The organism is Chryseobacterium sp. AC417 (genome assembly GCF_979258215.1).
The window spans coordinates 2,950,599-2,970,513 of the sequence record NZ_OZ409845.1 but is presented as its reverse complement, the minus strand read 5'-3'; the positions used below and the strand labels follow the sequence as shown (position 1 = coordinate 2,970,513).

Sequence of the window (19,915 nt, the reverse complement as noted above, 5' to 3'; positions counted from 1 at the left end):
AGCTGTATTTATCTTTGAAAATCGTCTTAAAAAAAATTAAAACAGTTCCAATCAATAATAGTAAGCTAGACAAGACAAATGACAATGGAGGCGTATGACTGTCTGTAAATCCTAATTTCACTCCTAAAAATATAGAGCTTAAAGTCAGAACGATGAAAACTATATTAATCTTCATTGTAATTCTGAGTTACTTTTTCTTAAACAAATTGATGCAACGTGGCGAAATTTCTTTCTGAAAATCATTCAGCTGATAATCTCCCCAAATTTTTATTCTTTCAAAACCACATTCTGAAGCGTAGTTTTCGATAGTTTCTAGGGTATGAAGTTTTACTTTTTCGAAAAAATGTTTAGACTCTCCGTCAATTTCAAAGCGAATATCTTTAATAATATGTCTGCCTTCAATTTTTTTAGAAATATGAAAATCAACTCCTTCTCTCTGAACGGTAGTTTCCGGAACTAAATTTCTGGTGACGTATTCTTCGTTCAGATAATCTAAAACAAAAAAACCTTCTGGTTTTAAGACATTGTAAACAGACTGGAAAACGTTTCTGTCATCAGCTTCGTTATCAAAATACCCAAAGCTCGTAAAAAGATTAAAAACCGCATTGACAGGTTGAGAATCAATAGGATTTCTCATATCATGCACTTGGAAAGCCAGATTTTCATTTTCAAACTGTTTGTCAAACTCAATACTTTGTTGAGAAAGGTCTAAACCAAGCACATCGTAGCCCAATTTATTAAGAAAAACAGAATGTCTTCCTTTTCCGCAAGCGAGGTCAATTATTTTTGATGATTGAGGCAGCTGAAGCTCCTGAGTGAGTTTTGTGATGAAGTTTTCTGCTTCTGTGTAATCTCTGTTACTGTAAAGCAAATGATAATAAGGTGTATCAAACCAAGATTCAAACCATTCCATAATGCAAAAATAACTAAATTTGCGGTGTTGAAAGAAAAGTATTTTAAATATTAAAAGAGTGAAAAGTTCAATTAATTGAGAAATTGAAATGGTAATTCTTTGACTTTTAAATAGTTAAATCTTTTAATTATAATTTATGGATACAGAAAATATTAAAATTCAGATAAAAACATTCTTCGGATTAGAAACCGTTTTGGGTGAAGAGATCAAAAAACTGGGTGGAAGAAACGTTGAACTTAAAAATCGTGCAGTGAATTGCGAAGGAGATTTAGGTTTTCTTTATAAAATCAATTATTCTGCAAGAACAGCTTTGAAAATCCTGGTTCCGATTGATGAGTTTAAAGCTTATAACGAAACAAAATATTACGACAGACTCTTTAAATTTGAGTGGGATCAGTTCATGGATGTCGATCAGACTTTTGCCATCGATTCTACGGTGAATTCTGAAAGATTCAGTCATTCTCAGTTCATGACTTTCAAAATGAAAGATGCAATTGTAGATTATTTCCAGAATAAATATGGAAAGAGACCCAACATCGAAACGAAATCTCCTAATATCAAATTTCACCTTCACATCGACAGAGAATTGGTAACAATTTCTCTCGATTCTTCAGGTGATGCCTTATTCAAAAGAGGCTACAGAAGAGAACAGGGTGAAGCACCGATCAACGAAGTTTTAGCAAGCGGAATGCTGCAACTGGCAGGTTGGGACGGAAAAGGAAATTTCCTTGATCCGATGTGCGGTTCGGGAACACTATTAATTGAAGCTGCGATGATTGCGATGGATTTGCCTGCGCAATTGTACAGAAGAGGATTTGCTTTCCAGAACTGGAAAAATTATGATGAAGATTTGTTTGCAACAATAAAACAGCATCGCGTAGACAGAATTAGAGAATTTCACGGAAAAATTGTGGGTTATGATATTGACGGTAGAATGCTTGATGCTGCAAGAACCAATGTAGAATCTGCAGAAATGGAAGACGTCATCGAAGTGAGAAGAGAAGATTTCTTTGATACTAAAAAAGATATGTTTCCTTTGTTAATGGTTTTCAATCCGCCTTATAACGAGAGAATTTCGATTAATGATGATGATTTTTACAAAAAGATAGGAGATACGTTCAAAACGAATTATCCTAACACTTTGGCGTGGCTGATTTCTTCAGATCTCGATGCACCGAAGAAAATAGGATTGCGACCTTCAAGAAAAATCAAACTCTTCAACGGAAAACTGGAAACCCGGTTTTTGCAGTATGAAATGTATGAAGGAACGAAGAAGTTGCATAAACTGGAGAATAAAGAAGACTAAAATTTAAATCATCAAAAAAACAGAACTTCAAATGAAGTTCTGTTTTTTTTCTAACTGAGTAATTTTAGCTTTTAAATCTTCGATCTCTTTTTTTAGAATGTTGATATACTCTTGCTGGTTTGCAGGAGATATTCTGGAACATTGCAATAAACATTATTACTTCCTATATAACTATTTGTATTATTGTTTTGTCAACACAATATCTTTAGGGAAATTAATTGGCCAGTCACCATGCTGTGCTACATAAGCATTGTGAATACAGTTCTCATCATAGTAACTTGGATCAAACATCAATTTTAAGGTCATTTGAGTAGAAGTGATATTTGTAATATGTATTGTTGCAGTTTTTCTGCACATATCTCTCGGAAAGAAAAGTATAGTATCTTTTCCTGGATATACTAAACTTGGGAATATACCCCAAAATTCTGCACCATCATTTGCGAAATTACTGATGCGGTCTATTTCTATAGTACCATTTGCATTAATGATTTTTCTTTCACCTTTTATTTCGTCCATATAATATGGATGATTACCATCATAATAATATTTCACCTTTCTAAGATCGATATAAACTGTTTTCCCGTTCCAGTTTCCTGTCCATACCCCTATATATTTATCCAACTCATTATTGATATCTTTAATGTAGGCATTATCAGGAATGTCGCCGGGACTTGTGTTTAAAGGAAATATTTGCGCTTTGCAAGATATTGCAAGAGTAGAAATTAATATTATAAGTAAATGTTTCATAATTTTAAATTTTATTGTGGACATGGGTTTGTTTTTCTGTTTCCGTTTTCTAGATAGAGTTCTGTATTGCCACTATTTTCAACTTTAAAGAGTTTTAAATCTGGCATACTAAGATTATCTTTCATGAATTTCATAAATTCTTTTTCTAACTTATCCATATTATAAGATATACCTGAAGCACCAGCAGTAGCGCAACTTCTTAACATACTAATGTATTTCTTATTTATATTATCAACTTCTTGTTGTGTAAAATTTTGAAAAGGCGTTGATCCCATACCATCATATGTCATCGTATAGCTTCCCCAACTTGTTACTACCGTATAGGAAAGATTATTGAGATCAATCTTGGGATTATTGGTTGGGATGTCGTTCCATGATTTTGCCCATACAATCCATTCGTTGAAACGTATAATATCTCCGGGTGAAAAGATAGGATAAATTCCGTCATAATGAGTATGCATAAATGCATAAGTTGTTGGATGAAATGTGAATTTTACTTCTGAAGACCCTAAAGGACTATCTAAAAACTGCGGTTGTGCACCGAGAGAAAGAGTATATCCTGTTTCTCTTTTTAAATCAGTTTTTCCTTTTAGAGTATTTGCACTTGAAACAAATTGAGGATTGGTAGTAGTTGCCTTTGTTCTTGTACATGGATCTTCCTCTTCCTCCGGTTCATTTCCACCGCCACCACCAAGTCCGGGATAAGTGTAGCCGCCTTCACCATTACCACCGTCACATTGTCCGTACTCGTTGATAAAGCCAAGACATTCGTCTTTTAATGCTTTACATTTGATAATTGAGATAGGAGATCCCCAAGATCCCGGTCCATCAGGATTACTTTCATCATCAGGATACCACATACTTACCCATTGTCGGGTACAGGTAATAGTGTTGGTCTGTGCCGTAGAACCATCCGGCATTCCTGCTTTTTTAATTTTGGCAAAAACCAAAGCCCGGAAAAATGCAATATCGCTTTCGTCATGCGTGTAATAGAAGTAGATCCTCTTTCCGTGTCTCGGTACTTTCAGCACCGAGGTTACTTTTCCGTTGTCTACGATTGGCACTGCGACGAAGCTTTCGTCGAAGCTCTCTACTGTCGTGGCATAGTCCCAGTAAGGGATTCCGTTTACTTTCTTGATGTCTGCCTCGTTTTCGGCATAGACTTTCATGACATTGGTAATGTACCTTTCGTCCTGTTTCCAGAGACTTTTGTTGATGTATTCTGTAGAAGAAGGGTCAGATGAAGAGTAGACTTCATCGTGAATACAGGAATAGAGCGACAGCATCACTGTCATCAGCAGGCAAAGCCTGAGAAATAGATTTTTTTTCATACCAGTTGTGTTTGGTTTTTAATGGATTAAATATATAAATTTTTCTGCAATCACTAAAATGTGATTATGATTTTTCAAAAATAGAAATTGTTTTATGTCCAACCAACAACCTACAGTTATAATTTTATAACCTTTAGTTATCAATATAAATTATTTTATATTTGTAAAAAATATTACATGAGTTTAGGAACAAAACTTAAACAGCTAAGACAAAATAGAAGCTGGTCTCAAGCTGATGTTGCTTATAAATTAGATGTTTCTCAACCCGCATATAACAAATGGGAAACAGATCAGGCAAAACCTAGTTTAGATAAATTAGGAAAAATTGCAGAGGCTTTTGAAATAGAAATACAAGATTTATTTGAAAATGAAGGAAACGTCATTATTTCAAATAATACTTTCGAAAACTCAAATATCGTTTACCCTAAAGATTCAACAGTAAATATTCAATCAGCAGAATTGTTACAGAGCATTTTGAAAAACCAGGAGCAGATTTCAAAGCTTATGGAAAATCAAAGTAAACTAATTGAAAATCTACTGAAAAAATAAAAAGAACATCATTGTAAGAATTTAAATATTTCATAATAAAAGATATAGTTGTTTCATTTTTATATTTTTTAAGCGTAGAAATTTAGTCTCAATGGCAAAGAATTAAATACAAACCAGAATAGAAATATTCTGGTTTTATATTTTAATTAACGGTAAACTGTTTGTAAGTTCATTCACGAATAATTAATTTTGAAAAAAATTCCATTTGAATCCTACCATTTCCATTGTCGTTGCCATATTTAATCGAAGAGACGAGCTTTTTGAGCTTCTTAATTCGCTCGCTTTTCAGACTGATAAAGCGTTTGAAATCATTATTGTAGATGATGGTTCTCTCATCGATTTGAAACCGACCATTCATAGTTTTGACGGGATTTTAGATATTAAATATTTCAGGAAAGATAATTCAGGACCCGGTTTGTCAAGAAATTACGGTTCAAAAAGAGCTTCGAACGATTGGCTTGTTTTTGTAGACAGCGACGTGATTGTGGAGAAAGATTATATTCAGAATATTAAAAAAGATATTCTCACGATTCCTTGTGATGCTTTTGGTGGTGCAGATAAGGCGCATAAAGGTTTTAATCTGATGCAGAAAGCGATTTCTTATTCAATGACATCTGTTTTTACGACCGGAGGAATCAGAGGAAATAAAAAAGCGGTTTCCAAGTTTCAGCCAAGAAGTTTTAATATGGGAGTGAAAAAAGAGGTTTTCGAGAAAGTTGGCGGTTTTTCAGAAATGAGAATTGGTGAAGATCCGGATTTGTCGATGACACTTTGGGAAAACGGCTTTACGACAGCTTTTTTTGATGATATTGCGGTCTATCACAAACGCCGTGTAGACTTTGGAAAGTTTTCAAAACAAGTGTATCAGTTTGGTTGTGCAAGACCTATTCTGAACCAAAGACATCCGAAATACGTAAAAATATCATTTGCATTTCCTACGCTGTTTTTGTTGGGATATATTTTAGGATTTATAGAATATTTTGTTTTGGGAAGAGGGGTTATTCTCGCATTTTACGGGTTGTATACATTCATGGTTTTAATTCATGCGATGATGGTTACAAAGAATATAGCCATTGCAGGAATGGCTGTTATTTCTACTTATATTCAGATGTTTTCTTATGGTTACGGTTTTCTGAAGTCCTGGTTTCTGCTGAATGTTGTCAGAATGAAACCTGAAGACGCTTTTCCAAAACACTTTCACAAACAATTATAAGCTAAGTTGTATTCATTGATAATTTAGAGATATTTTTTTTCGTCAGTTCCCATAAATCATTTAATTTTAAAATTTTAAAACAGTGATTGATGAAAAATAAATCCTTTGAAGTTTACTACGATTTTCCATTTTTCTTCCAGGAAGAACTGGATGAAATTATTAATGCTCATGAAAAAGTTGTTTTCCAAAAAGGAGAAATTATTCTTCGTGAAAGCAAAACAGCTAATGAATATTATATTCTGGAAAAAGGCTTGGCGCGTTCGTTTGTTAATGATTTCAACGGAAACGAAGTGACCACCAACTTTTTTGCAGAAAATGAAATTATCATTGAAGTATCTTCACTCTTCCAGAGAATCCCGACACAGGAAAACATTGTTTGCATCACCGATTGCGAATGTTGGAAAATGGATTTTGAGGTTTTTCAGGAGCTGTTTCATAAAATTCCAAACCTCAGAGAATGGGGAAGAGCATGGATGTCGCAACAGCTTTTTCTTTACAAACAGCGTTCTGTAGAGATGTTCATTCTATCTGCCACCAAACGTTATCTTCAGCTTTTAGAACAAAAACCACAAGTTATACAGTTTGCACCTTTAAAACAAATTGCTTCCTATCTGGGAGTTACAGACACTTCATTAAGCAGAATCCGTAAAGAATTGGTTTCGCATCCAAAGAAAGATTAAATCTTGTCTTATGGCAAGTTGAATATAGCATATACGAAGTAATTTTGGTTAAAAGTTTAACCTTAAAAAAAATTACAATATGCAGATCACCGATATTTATGTAAATCTTCACGTAAAAGATGTTCACAAAACAAGAGAATTTTGGACGAAGCTAGGATTTGAGATAAACGAGCAATTCTCTGATGATAAAGCAATTTGTGTGGTCATGAAAGAAGACCATATTTACGTAATGTTTTTACAGGAAGAGTTTTTTCAGACTTTTACAAACAGAGCTATCTCGAAGAATGATACTACACAGACGCTTCTCGCTATTGGTGTAGGAAGTCGTGACGAAGTGGATGCCATGGTACAAACTGCAGTAGAAAACGACGGTTCTGTCTACAGCGAAACAAGAGATCATGGATGGATGTATCAAAGCGCTTTTGCAGACCTTGATGGTCATCAGTGGGAAGTGATGTACGGCGACATTTCTCAATTACCTGCTCAGCCTTAGATTTTAAATTTTCAAATATAAAATTATGGACACACCAACATCAAAAAAATTAGACATCATCATTCCCGCATTTCGTGGGCACAGCCAAAGTTTTCTTATGGTTCTGGACGGAATTTCTGAAGACGACGCTTTGAAGAGAATTGAAGGCAGAACCAATCACATTATCTGGATGGTCGGAAATTTTCTCGATATGCGGTATGCTTTAGGAAATGTACTTGGTCTGAACGAAGAATTTGAATTCAAAGATTTTTTCTTTCAGGGCAAAGCTTTGGATGAAAGCTTATCATATCCAACTTTACAACAGCTGAAGGATAATTTTCATCAAATATCACCTTTAGTCTATGAAAAATTATTAAATGTTTCTGATGAAGAATTGGGAAAAGCATTTCCGATGGGAATGAACATTGAATTTTTCCCGGAAAATGTGCTCAATTTCGTTGGGATGTGCATCGGTCGTGAAGATTATCTATGCGGACAGATCGGTCTGATGCGCAGAATTCTAGGGTACGAAGGCATGAAATATGACTTTGACGAAAATATGAAATACTAAATTCTTTAAAAATTATTAATGAAATCTAAACCTAAAAATCATGGCAAAATTAAATCCATACCTCAATTTTGATGGTAAAGCAGAAGAAGCTTTCACATTTTATAAATCTGTTTTTGGCGGAGAATTCGTAGGCGAAATCCACAAAATGGGCAATGCTCCGGGAACAGAAAATTTATCAGATGAAGAAAAAAACAGAGTAATGCATATTGCACTTCCGGTTGGTGGTGATCTTTTAATGGCTTCGGATATTGTTCCTTCATTCGGACAGACATTATCAGTGGGAAACAGTAATTACGTTTCGATTTTCCCGGATTCCAGAGAAGATGCAGAAAAACTTTTCAAAGGACTTTCTGAAGGAGGAAACATAGAAATGCCCCTCGAAGATCAGTTTTGGGGAGATTATTTTGGGAGTTTCCAGGATAAATATGGTGTCTATTGGATGGTGAATTATAATGAAGAATATATAAAATAGTTTTATATTTAATGAATACAAGGGTAGCTATTTTGGTTACCCTTCCTTTTACACGATTAAATAAAAAAAATTATGGATAAAATAAAAATAGACATTACGATTTTGTCACCGGTAGAAAAGGTCTGGGATTATTTTAATAAGCCGGAACACATTACCCAATGGAATTTTGCTCACGAAAGCTGGGAATGCCCATCTTCAGAAAATGATCTTAGAGTCGGTGGAAAATTCAATAACAGAATGCAGGCAAAAGATGGAAGTTTCGGGTTTAATTTGATTGGCATTTATGATGAAATTATTCAGAATGAATTGATTAAATATCATCTGGAAGACGGCAGAAGCGTTGAAGTGATTTTTGAAAAAATAGATGAAAGCACCACCAAAGTAACCGAAATATTTGATCCTGAAAAACAAAACTCCACCGAGATGCAGCGCGACGGTTGGTATGCGATACTCAACAACTTTCATAAATATGTGGAAAACAATTAAGAGCTTTCATTAAAAAAATAAAATCATGAATAACAATATTTTTCCATGTCTCTGGTATAACGAAGACGCAAAACAGTCAGCAGATTTTTATTGTAAAATATTCAACGGAAAAATTACGGCAGATACACCGGTTGTGATGAATATTGAGCTGTTGGGTCAAAAATTAATGCTTTTGAATGGCGGTCCGCAGTTTGAAAAAAATGCTTCGGTTTCGTTTATGATCATGTGCGAAACTGAAGATGAGGTTCAGAATTATTGGGATCAGTTATCAGATGGCGGAATTGTTTTGATGCCTTTGGATTCTTACCCATGGAGTAAAAAATACGGTTGGGTGCGTGATCAGTTTGGCGTGACATGGCAGCTTTATCTGGGTGAAAAACAAGGCGAACAAAGAATTATTCCGACCTTGATGTTTATTCACCAAAATAACGGAAAGGCTTTAGAAGCGATGGAATTATACACAAAAATATTTCCGAATTCTAAAATAGGAAGCGTCCTGAAATACGGAGAAGGTGTAGGGAATGAAAGTCATGAAATTCCTGATAATCTACAACACGCTCACTTTGAGATTGATCATTATTCGTTCTTCTGCATGGATAATTCTTACGATCATCAATTTGATTTTAATGAAGGGATTTCTATGGTCATTATGACCGATAATCAGGAAGAAACAGATCATCTCTGGAATTCTTTAACGGAGAACGGAGGTAGAGAAAGTATGTGTGGCTGGCTGAAAGATAAGTTCGGAATGAGTTGGCAGATCGTCCCCAAAAAATTAATTGAATTGATGAGCGATGCTGATCAGGTGAAAGCTCAAAAAGTTGTACAGGCAATGATGAAAATGCGGAAAATCATCATTAAAGATTTGGAACAGGCTTATCATTCTTAATTTTTCGGCTTGCCGTTTGATGTAAAATCAGGTCTTTAAAGTCTTCTTTAAAATAAATTTCAATTTTTTAGACTTTAAGTTTATCTAATGATTAAAATTAAAACTATGGAAATTTTACAATACGAAATTCAGACTGATGCACCACCAGAAAAAGTCTGGACGGTTCTTTGGGACGATATGAGTTACAGACAATGGACTTCTGCTTTCACCAAAGGTTCATTTTACGTGGGAACCTGGGAAGAAGGAAGCATCATGAAATTTTTTGACCCGAGTAACAACGGGATGTATAGCAAAGTTCTTAAAAATGATCCCAATAAAGAGATGGTTTTTCTGCATCTTGGAGAAATTTATGATGGAGTAGAAGTTCCTCAGGAGTGGGGAGATGCAACAGAATCTTATCTTTTGGAAGAGACAGAAAACGGCACAAAATTAACTGCAAAAATTAAAACTTCGGAAGAATTTAAAGTATTCTTTGAAGAAAAATTTCCTCAGGCACTTCAGAATGTTAAACATTTGTCTGAAAATCAGCTGTAGTGAAATACCAATATTCAAGTATAAAATCTTATTGATTTTAAATAATCAACAAAATCAACATTATGGAAACATTATCACACGAAATTATTATCAATGCTCCTAAACAGAAAGTATGGGACGTTCTTTGGGGAAGTGAAACGTACAGTGAGTGGACACAATTTTTTGGTTCGGGCTCTCAAATGAAATCAGACTGGAAAGTAGATGGTAAAACGTATTTCGTCAATGCAGAAGGTGCAGGAATGGTATCTACTATTGATAGTTTAGAAGAACCTGATCAAATCATCTTCAAACATCTCGGAATGGTTGATAAAGATGGAGTAGAAGATACGGAAAGTATGGAGATCAAGCAGTGGAGCGGATGTTTTGAAAAATATTTTCTAATCGATTTTGATGGAAAAACAAAGCTTCATACAGAAGTGCAGGTTGACAAAGACTGGCAGGAGCACATTGATCATGGTTTTATAAAAGGTTTAGAAGTTGTGAAAAGTCTTGCTGAGAATAATTGATAAGTCCTGAATATCATTTCACAGCTTATATTGCGAAAAGAGCTAATATTACTATAATTTTGCAATTGTAATCTGCGAAAATTTACCTGGCTCATGAAATTATTAAGCATCCTTTTCATAACATTCATTCTGGCATTACTGGGAACTAAAATCTTTCAGGAAAATTGGGATTTCTTGTTTGCCGGAAATTTAGGGATGGCTGTTTTCATTGTTTTTACAGGTTTTTCACATTTTAAATTTCAAAAAGGAATGGCTTTGATGATTCCTGATTTTATTCCTGGCAAATTATTCTGGGTATATTTTACAGGAATTTTAGAAATTGCAGCCGGAATTGGTTTAATGATTCCTTCAATACGTGAATTCACAGCAGTTTTACTTATTATCTTTTATGTTTTGGTTTTTATAGCCAATATCAATTCATCTAAAAAAAAGGTCAACATTTTTAAAGGCGATTATTCTGGTCCGGGAATGAATTATTTATATGCACAGCGGGTTCCGATGCAGATAATTTTAATTATCTGGACGTGGTATTTTGGGATTTATTATGCATCCTAAAGTCATTGAAGTAAAAATTTTTGTATCTGAAAATGTGGATTTTAGGTTGTTGTAAGGCTAAAAGAGATGACTTATTTTGTGAAAACTAAAAAAAACTATATATTTGCACCAGTTAAAATTAAGCTTTTCAAATGTCTTGAAATTCACTATCACAGTAATTTAAAACATATATTAGCTTGAATAAATGAGTAGAGTTAGTTTTTAAAATTCTTTTCCATTTTAAAATTTTAGCACTTAAAAAGATCCGGTAGTTCAGCTGGTTAGAATGCCGCCCTGTCACGGCGGAGGTCGCGGGTTCGAGTCCCGTCCGGATCGCAAGTACAATATCAAAGTAGTACAAAAAGCTTTAAAACATATGTTTTAAAGCTTTTTTTGTTTTATGTCTTTTCAAGGAGAACTAAAAGGATAATTTGAAAGTGACCTGTTCAGTGACCAGTTGAAAGAGGTTTAAGAAGATCACTGAAAATTCAGATAAACCCTTTTCAGGAGCTATTTCAGCAACTGAATATCTTGTGATAAGTTTTTGCTAAGGTTTAATTTTAAATCTCAAAAGCTAAACGAAATGAACAATACATTCAATTCACTTTTTACACCTTTCAGCAACAGCAGTATTGAAACTTTGAAGAAAGAATTTTTTGAAATTATATAAAAAGCAGGTTAGAAAAAATCTACCGGCTTCTCTTAATAAAAAGTATAAAAAAACTAACTATGATTTTTTAAATTCATTATTTCTTTATGAATTTGTTTCTGAACATTTTACCTTCTGCGCTTTTACATACAATCATATAAATACCCGGAACAAAACTGCTTACGTCGATAGCTTCTTTAAATTGATGTTCTTTTTTCTGCTTTATGAGCTTTCCGGTCATATCGATAATTGATACTTCAGTATATTTCTTGTGAGATTCTTTACCTATATATAAAAATTGAGCAGTAGGATTGGGATAAACATTTAAATTATTTTCCTGCGTAGTAGTTTCTCCGGTAGAAAGGTTTTGACAGAAATTCCAATTTCCGAAATTCAGCTGTAGAAAGGCAAATGTTGCCAACATTTCACATTGGTCTGGACAGTATTCTGTGCAGGCTTAAAAACCATACAGCCCAGTTTCGGTTGCAGTATAAGAATCTCCTGTTGCACCCGGAATTATGCAGGCATCTGTAGGTTGTGGAGGATTACTTCCAGGAATACACCTGAACCAGAGATGATCTCCATAAACTTGCGGAAAACCATTATTTAGCTGAACAGAAGCACCATTACATACATTATATTTGAAAATTGAGTTTTCTCTAAAAAAACTGTGTAAAATAATAATGATCAAGGCTCTTAAAATCAGGAAAGGAAAATAATAAGATTCTACACAGGTGTTATAGTTTTTATAACATAATATTAAAAGAAAAACAGTAGCGGGTTAGCCGAAATTACAAAACTTTTAAACCAACAACTTTCCATCTTATATATATTTAGCCTGGTCAATTTCTTGATCAGGCTTTTGATTAATATTCATTTCTATAAGTATCTGGATAATGTTCCCTCTTTTACTTTTGACTTTGAAAGATCGGTTCCGTTCCTAATGTTGTCGATCTTTCCGTATATGTTAAGCGGAATTTATTTCTGCGTCGTATTTTTTTCCTCAAAAACCAATATCAGTTAAAAATCTTGACATGGAGAATGCTTTTTGTAATCATCCAGCAGTTCATTTAAGCTGCTTTATTTATAAATCAATATATAGGGATATAGGTTATGATTACCAAAAGAATAACAGTATTTTACCACTACTTGTTCTGACAGTAAAACAAAACAGTCGTGAATTCATGAAAAATTAATTGAAGAAATATTGATAATTGGTTAATAATCAAATTGAAAAGTCAACCCTTCAATCAGCATCAAACAGATTATGCAATTACTTTTTAATAATCTTTTCAACAAAAGTCTGAGCACCAGAATTAATATGAAGCAGGTAAATGCCGGTAGTTAAATCTTTTAGATTTAATTCAGCAGATTTACCATCTGTATTTTTTGAGAAAATAAGCTTACCGTCAATACTGTAAACTGCAACACTTTTGATATGTGATTCAGATTGAATGTTAATCTTGTCACTTGTAGGATTCGGATATATATTGAGTTTTACCGGCAAACTAACATCGATAGTTTTGAGAAACATATTTTTACTAAGTTTTACTGTAAACCCATCATAAACTCCGTCGACATTGACGTTCGTTATAGCCGGATTAAAATTTACATCTTCAGAATATTTTCCTCCCAAGATAATGTCCTCATTGTTATCAATAGCAATCGTATAAAGATAGTCATGAAGTATACCCCCATAGCTTTTCGCTCCGGCAAACACGCCATCGGTATCCAGTGCAATAATAAACATATCATAATTGCCACCGTTGGCGGTGATGACATACTGCTGATTCTCATCAGGATTACAATCCATACTTACCAAAAAGTATCCGGCTAAATAAACTTTATTACCTTTTACTGCAATATCATATGGTTTTTGTTCTGTGGGATAAAGAGCGCCCATTGCGCTGAATCTCTTTACCCAAACAAATTGTCCTGTAGATGAAAGCTTTAAGAAGTAGGTACTGTAAGAAGTTCCTGTATTGGTCAAAATAGCAGTATTGATAGGGTCTGGATTAAAATCAACACTTCCTTTGAAATGTCCTGAGGTGTACACATTGCCGTTATTATCAACCTGAATTGCAAAACCGCTGTCTGCGCCGACTCCGCTTCCAATAGATTGAGCCCACTGCAGGCTCCCGTCTGATAAACTGTATTTTGCAAGATATCCGTCAAAAGTATTTCCTACAGAAAGCAGATTGCTGACTGTGCTTTGCGGATCAAAATCTACAAGCCCTTTATAAGAACCGGTAATGTACATATACTGATTATCGATAACCATTTTTCTTACAATATCATCCTGACCCGGGTTTCCTATTTTTTTTGCCCACACAAAATTTCCTTGGGTATCGAGTTTCATCATAAAGATATCGTAACTGTTATCGGAAGTTAGATTAAAAGTCCCGGTTCCCGGATCAAAATCAACCGTATTCCAAAAGTTTCCTGCAAAATAGATGTTTCCCAAGTTATCAACTTTCATGTTATTAAAAACACAGCCTAAATTGTCATTGCCACCGATTCTCTTGGCCCATACAAATCCTCCGTCAGTAGTGTACTTCCCAACAAAGCGATATGTGGCACCAATGCCCGGTATATCAGACAGGAAAAATGATGATGAAGGGCTCGGATCCAAATCCATACGGTAATCATAAAGCCCGGTGATGTAAAAATTCCCCAATCCGTCTAATGTGATCTTGGGATGTAAATATTCAGCATCCACTGCATTGACACTGACACCTTTATCACCTCCGATCTGTTTAACCCAGATCAGATTACCGGCCGGGCTGTATTTTACAACAAATAAATTTCCTTTATCCAATGTAAAAGTATTCATATTGATGTTTGGAATTCCCGGATCAAAATCTGCCCAGTTAAGAAACCTTCCGACTGAATAGACATTCCCTGCAGCGTCCACTGCTACATCAGATACATAATCATCACTGTCACTTCCGACAGGTGCTACCCAATTGGGAATCTGAGCGGATAAAGAGAACTGCGTTAAAAACACAAAAGCTAAAATATAGAAGAACTTCATAGATTTATTAATAATTTGCAAAAATAAGATAAATCATAAGAATTCAAAACTGTTGAGGAGTGTTTTTGTTCATTTAGCAGTGACTTTTCAGGTGAAAGATATCAGATAACAACTTCACCAGATGCACATGAGGTACTTAACTTCTATAATGGAACAAGTATTATTGAGATGATCGTTCTCAAAATTAATAAGGACTAAGTATATCGTCGAAAATGAAGATATTCATCCTAAAATTAAATTCTTTAAATTAGATGAAATTGCAGAAGCTCATACTTTTATAGGAAGTAATTCTAGTGTCGGCAAGATAGTTGTAGTTCTCTAAAAATCAAAAAAACAATATTTATATGAATTCACAGGTGGAAACAGAGTTTCAGACACAAAAAAATTCAAAACAAATTTTTCTCACAGACGTTATCGATGGTTTGAAAAGCAGTTCGAAACGATTGTCATCAAAATATTTTTACGATAAAGCGGGTGACCAACTTTTTCAACAGATAATGAATATGCCTGAATATTATCTGACCGATTGTGAACTGGATATTTTTAAAAATAAAACCAAGGCGTTGGCGGATAGTATTATTTCTGATCATTCACCTTTCGATTTAATTGAATTAGGAGCAGGCGATGCAATGAAATCACGTTACCTCCTGGAATATCTGACAAAAGAAAATATAGATTTCACTTATATGCCAATCGATATTTCTGGGAATATTCTTTCGGAACTAAATCATAAATTTAGGACACAGTTGCCAAAATTAGAGGTCGTTTCTTTGGAGGGCGAATATTTTGATATGCTGGACAAGGCAATGACCATATCGCAAAGAAGAAAAGTGGTTCTTTTTTTAGGTGGAAATATCGGAAATATGGATTTGGAAGAGTCCTCTCATTTCTGCAGAGAATTGAGGAGAAAACTCAATCGTGGTGATGTTCTTCTGGTTGGTTTCGACCTTAAGAAAAACCCGCATACAATTCTCAATGCCTATAATGACGAGACAGGCATCACATCATCTTTCAACCTGAATCTTCTCATCAGAATGAATCGCGAACTAGAAGCAGATTTCGATGTTTTGAATTACCAGCATTACCAAACCTACGACCCTATATCAGGCGCTTGCAAAAGTTATCTAGTAAGTCTTTCGGAGCAAAATGTACACATCGGAAAGCAGGTCTTTCACTTTGAAGAAAATGAACTGATTGATATGGAGATCTCACAAAAATTTTCCCGGGAAGACATCAGTAAACTCGCCAGAGATTCTAATTTTCATATTATTGATGAAATCCACGATTCTAAAAACTGGTTTGTAGATTCTATCTGGCAGGTTTTGTAAATTTTAAATAAATGAATCAAATGAAGACAAATTCAGTAATAGCAAGATCAAATTCGATTATAAATTGGGCAGAGAAATATTCAGAAATTCGTGACCTTTCGGTGGAAATTTGCAGACCTCTCGAGATTGAGGATTATGTTGTTCAGCCCATCATTGATGTCAGTCCACCAAAATGGCATCTAGGTCATACAACCTGGTTTTTTGAGACTTTTATTTTGGAACCAAATTTCCCAGGTTATCAGGTTTTTGATTCTCAGTATAATTACGTTTTCAACAGTTATTATGAAACTATTGGTGCAAGAGTAATCCGAACCGATCGCGGAAATCTGAGTCGTCCGTCTGTTTCTGATATTTACAAATACCGGGAATATGTCGATGAACAAATGAATGCTTTTCTTCAAAGCGAATTTTTAACTGAAGAAATAAAACCTTTACTGGAACTCGGACTCAACCATGAGCAGCAGCATCAGGAATTATTGCTGACTGATATCAAATATATTTTAGGTCATAATCCACTTTTTCCGGCTTATAAAAAAGAAGAAACTATAAAAATAAGATCTAGTGAAAATTTAGAAATGATCAGATTTTCAGAAGGTGTTTACGAAATCGGTTTTCAAGGAGAAGGTTTCTGTTTTGATAATGAATTGGGAAGACATAAAGTTTATTTAAATGATTTTGAAATAGCACATCGATTGGTGATCAACAAGGAATATCTTGAATTTATGGAAGCGGGAGGGTATGAAGATTTCAGATACTGGCACGCCGAAGGTTGGGATTGGGTACAACAAAACGAAGCACGATCCCCATTATATTGGCATTTGATTGATGGAAAGTGGATGAATTATACTCTAAATGGTTTGCAGGAATTAGATCTGAATAACGCAGTTTGTCACATCAATTTTTATGAGGCCTCAGCTTTTGCTTCCTGGAAAGGGATGCGTTTGCCAACCGAAGCAGAGTGGGAGATTGCATCCAATCATTTTGAATGGGGAAGCCGGTGGGAATGGACGGATTCTGCCTACCTACCATATCCGGGTTTTAAAAAAGAAGCCGGTGCAGTTGGTGAATATAATGGAAAATTTATGGTCAATCAAATGGTTTTGCGTGGCGCTTCAGATGCAACATCAATCGGTCACAGCAGAAACACGTACCGTAATTTTTTCCAGACGGGATTGAAATGGCAGTTCACCGGAATCAGACTTGCTCAATAACTGCCCATGATTACATTAGAATCGGTTTCAAAAAGTTTCAACGGAAAATCAGCAGTAGACGGTATTTCTTTTCAGGCAAATGACCGGGAAATTCTAGTGCTTCTGGGAACCAGCGGTTGCGGAAAAACAACAACTCTGAAGATGATTAACCGCTTAATTGAAGCTGACTCGGGAAATATTTTGATTGATGGTAAAAATATCCAAGATCAGAAAATAGAGAAATTGAGAATGGGAATTGGTTTCGTGATGCAGCATTCCGGACTTTTCCCTCATTATACGGTCAGGCAGAATATTGCCGTTGTTCCTGAATTATTGAAATGGGACAAAAAAAAGATTCAAGACAGAACAGAAGAGCTCTTGCTTAAACTTCATCTTTCCGAAGAGGTGCTTTCCCGTTTCCCCAGTGAATTAAGTGGGGGTCAACAGCAAAGAGTAGGAATTGCACGGGCTTTAATAGCCAATTCCCCAATTCTGCTGATGGATGAGCCTTTTGGAGCTTTGGATAACATTACGAAAGCCGATATTCATTCAGAATTTAAATCGTTGAAAGAACTTAAAAATAAAACCATTATTCTTGTTACTCACGATGTTCAGGAGGCTTTTGAACTGGGACACCGGATTTGCCTGATGGATAAAGGAAAAATTATCCAGACCGGAACACCGAAAGAAATGTTGTATCGTCCAGAAAATGATTTTGTGAAAGACTTTTTCGCTGAAAATAGATTGTTACTGGAATATAAAGTGGCGAGTTTGCAGGATGTTAATTCTTTCATCCATTCAGAAAATTTTATCAGTGAATTTACATTTACAAAAGACACAAGTGTTTGGGATGCTTTACAAAAATTAAGTTCTGACCATAAAAATACTGAGTCATACGAAATGCTGATCAAAGCTTTCAATATTTATCGAAAATTACAAATCGTATGACGCAGCAAAGTCTTTGGCAGTTCGTCATCGAACAACACGAAAAATTACTGACTCAGCTTGTGCAACATCTTGGGCTGACTTTTTTGTCATTGCTTCTGGCGATTATCGTGGGTTTGCCTCTCGGAATTTTAATTGCAAGAAAAAGAAAACTTTCAAGTCCTGTTCTTGCTTTTGCCGGGATTTTACAGACCATTCCAAGTATTGCTTTGTTAGGATTTATGATTCCGGCTTTTGGAATTGGTGCTACTCCGGCAATCGTCGCCTTATTAATCTACGCACTTTTACCGATTATAAGAAATACTTTTACAGGAATTGCAGGAGTTAATCCCGCTGTGATTGAAGCGGCAAAAGCAATGGGAATGAACCGGAAACAATTGCTTTTCAAAGTTGAACTTCCGTTGGCGATGCCCGTTATCATTGCAGGGATAAGAACTGCAGCAGTTATCAATGTTGGGGTTGCCACACTAGCGTCATTCGTTGCAGCAGGTGGTTTAGGTGAATTTATCTTCGGCGGAATTTCATTAAACAATACCAATATGATTTTGGCAGGTGCAATTCCTGCAGCGTTATTGGCTATTTTGCTAGATCAGATTATCGCTCTTTTACAGAGATCCGGCTATCAGTTTTTAAAGAAATTAAAATATATAATTCCAGCACTTTTAGTGATTTTTGGAATTATTTATTTAATGACATCAGTTTCTGATAATAAATTGAAAGCAGGTTTTACGCCCGAATTTATGGGGAGACAAGACGGAAATTTAGGTCTGCGTTCCGTTTATGGAATGGATGTCAATCCTAAAGTCGTGAATGATGCCCTAATGTACAAAGCAGCGTACGAAAATGAATTGGATCTCATCAGCGGCTATTCTACGGATGGAAGGATCAAAGCTTTTGATTTATATGTTCTCGAAGATGATAAAAAAATATTTCCACCGTATTTTGCGGCTCCGATCATTAAAACCAAAACATTGGAAAAGTTTCCTGAATTGGAAGAAACCCTGAATTTATTATCAGGAAAATTCAATGATTCGATAATGACGGATCTCAATTACCGTTCCGACTATCTCAACCAAACACCTGAAAAGATTGCGAAGGATTTTCTAATTAAAACTAAATTATATAAAGTTCCACGAAACGGAAATGGAGCAACAATTCGTATTGGTTCAAAGATTTTTGGCGAGCAGTACATTCTCACAGAGATTTATAAAATCCTGATCGAAGGCTACACCCATTACAAAGTGGAAACCAAAACCGGATTGGGCGGTACGAAAATCTGTTTTGATGCTTTGATGAACGATGCCATCGATTTTTACCCCGAGTATACAGGAACCGGACTTTTAGTTTTATTAAAATCTACAGAAAAAACCATTAAAACTGTTTCTCAAAATGCCGATGAAACCTATAAATTTGTAGATTCAGAATTCAGAAAACAATATGGGATTCAATGGTTGAAACCGCTTGGATTTAATAATTCTTATGCCTTAATGATGCGACAAAAACAGGCAGACGAATTGAAGATAAAAAGTATTTCAGACCTTAAAAAATATCTCGATTCAAAATAAA

General features: G+C 35.0%; 22 protein-coding genes and 1 tRNA gene. 17 read left to right on the top strand and 6 right to left on the bottom strand.

Going from position 1 to position 19,915, the window contains the following annotated elements; all coding sequences use genetic code 11:
• Positions 1 to 187: 187 nt before the first annotated feature.
• Complete coding sequence (locus ACZZ9T_RS14155; RefSeq protein ID WP_463442625.1) at positions 188 to 913, bottom strand: class I SAM-dependent DNA methyltransferase; 726 nt, start codon at positions 911 to 913, stop codon at positions 188 to 190.
• A 136-nt stretch (positions 914 to 1,049) separates the two neighbouring features.
• On the opposite strand from ACZZ9T_RS14155, the gene ACZZ9T_RS14150 reads away from it, so the two are divergent.
• On the top strand, positions 1,050 to 2,219 hold the full coding sequence (locus ACZZ9T_RS14150; RefSeq protein ID WP_463442624.1) for a THUMP domain-containing class I SAM-dependent RNA methyltransferase: 1,170 nt from the start codon (positions 1,050 to 1,052) through the stop codon (positions 2,217 to 2,219).
• A gap of 180 nt (positions 2,220 to 2,399) precedes the next feature.
• On the opposite strand, the gene ACZZ9T_RS14145 is transcribed toward ACZZ9T_RS14150, so the two are convergent.
• Entirely contained in the window at positions 2,400 to 2,966 is a 567-nt protein-coding gene (locus ACZZ9T_RS14145; RefSeq protein WP_463442623.1) for a DUF6705 family protein, read from the bottom strand.
• Between the two features lie 11 nt (positions 2,967 to 2,977).
• Positions 2,978 to 4,297: a hypothetical protein gene (locus ACZZ9T_RS14140; RefSeq protein WP_463442622.1), complete on the bottom strand. Its 1,320-nt coding sequence runs from the start codon at positions 4,295 to 4,297 to the stop codon at positions 2,978 to 2,980.
• Positions 4,298 to 4,474: 177 nt separating this feature from the next.
• Between ACZZ9T_RS14140 and ACZZ9T_RS14135 the strand changes: the two genes are divergently transcribed.
• The 12 genes from ACZZ9T_RS14135 to ACZZ9T_RS14080 all read left to right on the top strand — a co-directional run bounded on the left by ACZZ9T_RS14135 (position 4,475) and on the right by ACZZ9T_RS14080 (position 11,539).
• Positions 4,475 to 4,846 (top strand): helix-turn-helix domain-containing protein, encoded by a 372-nt coding sequence (locus ACZZ9T_RS14135; RefSeq protein WP_463442621.1) that lies wholly within the window; start codon positions 4,475 to 4,477, stop codon positions 4,844 to 4,846.
• A gap of 205 nt (positions 4,847 to 5,051) precedes the next feature.
• A complete protein-coding gene (locus ACZZ9T_RS14130) occupies positions 5,052 to 6,059 on the top strand; it encodes a glycosyltransferase family 2 protein (RefSeq protein WP_463442620.1) in 1,008 nt (335 codons plus the stop codon).
• Between the two features lie 89 nt (positions 6,060 to 6,148).
• A complete protein-coding gene (locus ACZZ9T_RS14125; RefSeq protein WP_463442619.1) occupies positions 6,149 to 6,739 on the top strand; it encodes a Crp/Fnr family transcriptional regulator in 591 nt (196 codons plus the stop codon).
• Between the two features lie 79 nt (positions 6,740 to 6,818).
• Positions 6,819 to 7,232, top strand: coding sequence for a VOC family protein (locus ACZZ9T_RS14120; protein ID WP_463442618.1), 414 nt, complete (start codon positions 6,819 to 6,821; stop codon positions 7,230 to 7,232).
• A 25-nt stretch (positions 7,233 to 7,257) separates the two neighbouring features.
• Complete coding sequence (locus tag ACZZ9T_RS14115) at positions 7,258 to 7,782, top strand: DinB family protein (protein ID WP_463442617.1); 525 nt, start codon at positions 7,258 to 7,260, stop codon at positions 7,780 to 7,782.
• 40 nt (positions 7,783 to 7,822) lie between these two features.
• Entirely contained in the window at positions 7,823 to 8,254 is a 432-nt protein-coding gene (locus ACZZ9T_RS14110) for a VOC family protein (protein WP_463433160.1), read from the top strand.
• Between the two features lie 72 nt (positions 8,255 to 8,326).
• A complete protein-coding gene (locus tag ACZZ9T_RS14105; RefSeq protein ID WP_463442616.1) occupies positions 8,327 to 8,740 on the top strand; it encodes an SRPBCC family protein in 414 nt (137 codons plus the stop codon).
• Positions 8,741 to 8,765: 25 nt separating this feature from the next.
• Positions 8,766 to 9,629: a VOC family protein gene (locus ACZZ9T_RS14100; RefSeq protein WP_463442615.1), complete on the top strand. Its 864-nt coding sequence runs from the start codon at positions 8,766 to 8,768 to the stop codon at positions 9,627 to 9,629.
• Between the two features lie 105 nt (positions 9,630 to 9,734).
• Complete coding sequence (locus tag ACZZ9T_RS14095; protein ID WP_463442614.1) at positions 9,735 to 10,163, top strand: SRPBCC domain-containing protein; 429 nt, start codon at positions 9,735 to 9,737, stop codon at positions 10,161 to 10,163.
• A gap of 62 nt (positions 10,164 to 10,225) precedes the next feature.
• Positions 10,226 to 10,669, top strand: a complete 444-nt coding sequence (locus ACZZ9T_RS14090) for an SRPBCC family protein (RefSeq protein ID WP_463442613.1) — start codon at positions 10,226 to 10,228, stop codon at positions 10,667 to 10,669.
• Between the two features lie 93 nt (positions 10,670 to 10,762).
• Positions 10,763 to 11,224, top strand: a complete 462-nt coding sequence (locus ACZZ9T_RS14085; RefSeq protein WP_463442612.1) for a DoxX family protein — start codon at positions 10,763 to 10,765, stop codon at positions 11,222 to 11,224.
• Between the two features lie 241 nt (positions 11,225 to 11,465).
• Positions 11,466 to 11,539: transfer RNA gene (locus ACZZ9T_RS14080), tRNA-Asp, on the top strand.
• Positions 11,540 to 11,949: 410 nt separating this feature from the next.
• Here ACZZ9T_RS14080 and ACZZ9T_RS14075 read toward each other — a convergent pair.
• From ACZZ9T_RS14075 to ACZZ9T_RS14065, 3 genes are all read right to left on the bottom strand, one after another.
• Positions 11,950 to 12,276 (bottom strand): T9SS type A sorting domain-containing protein, encoded by a 327-nt coding sequence (locus ACZZ9T_RS14075; protein ID WP_463442611.1) that lies wholly within the window; start codon positions 12,274 to 12,276, stop codon positions 11,950 to 11,952.
• 33 nt (positions 12,277 to 12,309) lie between these two features.
• A complete protein-coding gene (locus tag ACZZ9T_RS14070; RefSeq protein ID WP_463442610.1) occupies positions 12,310 to 12,543 on the bottom strand; it encodes a hypothetical protein in 234 nt (77 codons plus the stop codon).
• 582 nt (positions 12,544 to 13,125) lie between these two features.
• Positions 13,126 to 14,886, bottom strand: a complete 1,761-nt coding sequence (locus ACZZ9T_RS14065) for a T9SS type A sorting domain-containing protein (protein WP_463442609.1) — start codon at positions 14,884 to 14,886, stop codon at positions 13,126 to 13,128.
• Positions 14,887 to 15,230: 344 nt separating this feature from the next.
• Here ACZZ9T_RS14065 and ACZZ9T_RS14060 point away from each other — a divergent pair, with 344 nt between their 5' ends.
• From ACZZ9T_RS14060 to ACZZ9T_RS14045, 4 genes are read left to right on the top strand one after another with little or no spacing between them, the layout of a single operon-like run.
• Positions 15,231 to 16,214, top strand: coding sequence for an L-histidine N(alpha)-methyltransferase (locus ACZZ9T_RS14060; protein ID WP_463442608.1), 984 nt, complete (start codon positions 15,231 to 15,233; stop codon positions 16,212 to 16,214).
• Positions 16,215 to 16,234: 20 nt separating this feature from the next.
• On the top strand, positions 16,235 to 17,425 hold the full coding sequence (gene egtB, locus ACZZ9T_RS14055; RefSeq protein WP_463442607.1) for an ergothioneine biosynthesis protein EgtB: 1,191 nt from the start codon (positions 16,235 to 16,237) through the stop codon (positions 17,423 to 17,425).
• Positions 17,426 to 17,431: 6 nt separating this feature from the next.
• A complete protein-coding gene (locus ACZZ9T_RS14050) occupies positions 17,432 to 18,352 on the top strand; it encodes an ABC transporter ATP-binding protein (protein WP_463442606.1) in 921 nt (306 codons plus the stop codon).
• Positions 18,349 to 19,914, top strand: coding sequence for an ABC transporter permease/substrate-binding protein (locus ACZZ9T_RS14045; RefSeq protein ID WP_463442605.1), 1,566 nt, complete (start codon positions 18,349 to 18,351; stop codon positions 19,912 to 19,914). Before ACZZ9T_RS14050 ends, ACZZ9T_RS14045 begins: the two co-directional genes overlap by 4 nt.
• Position 19,915: the final 1 nt, after the last annotated feature.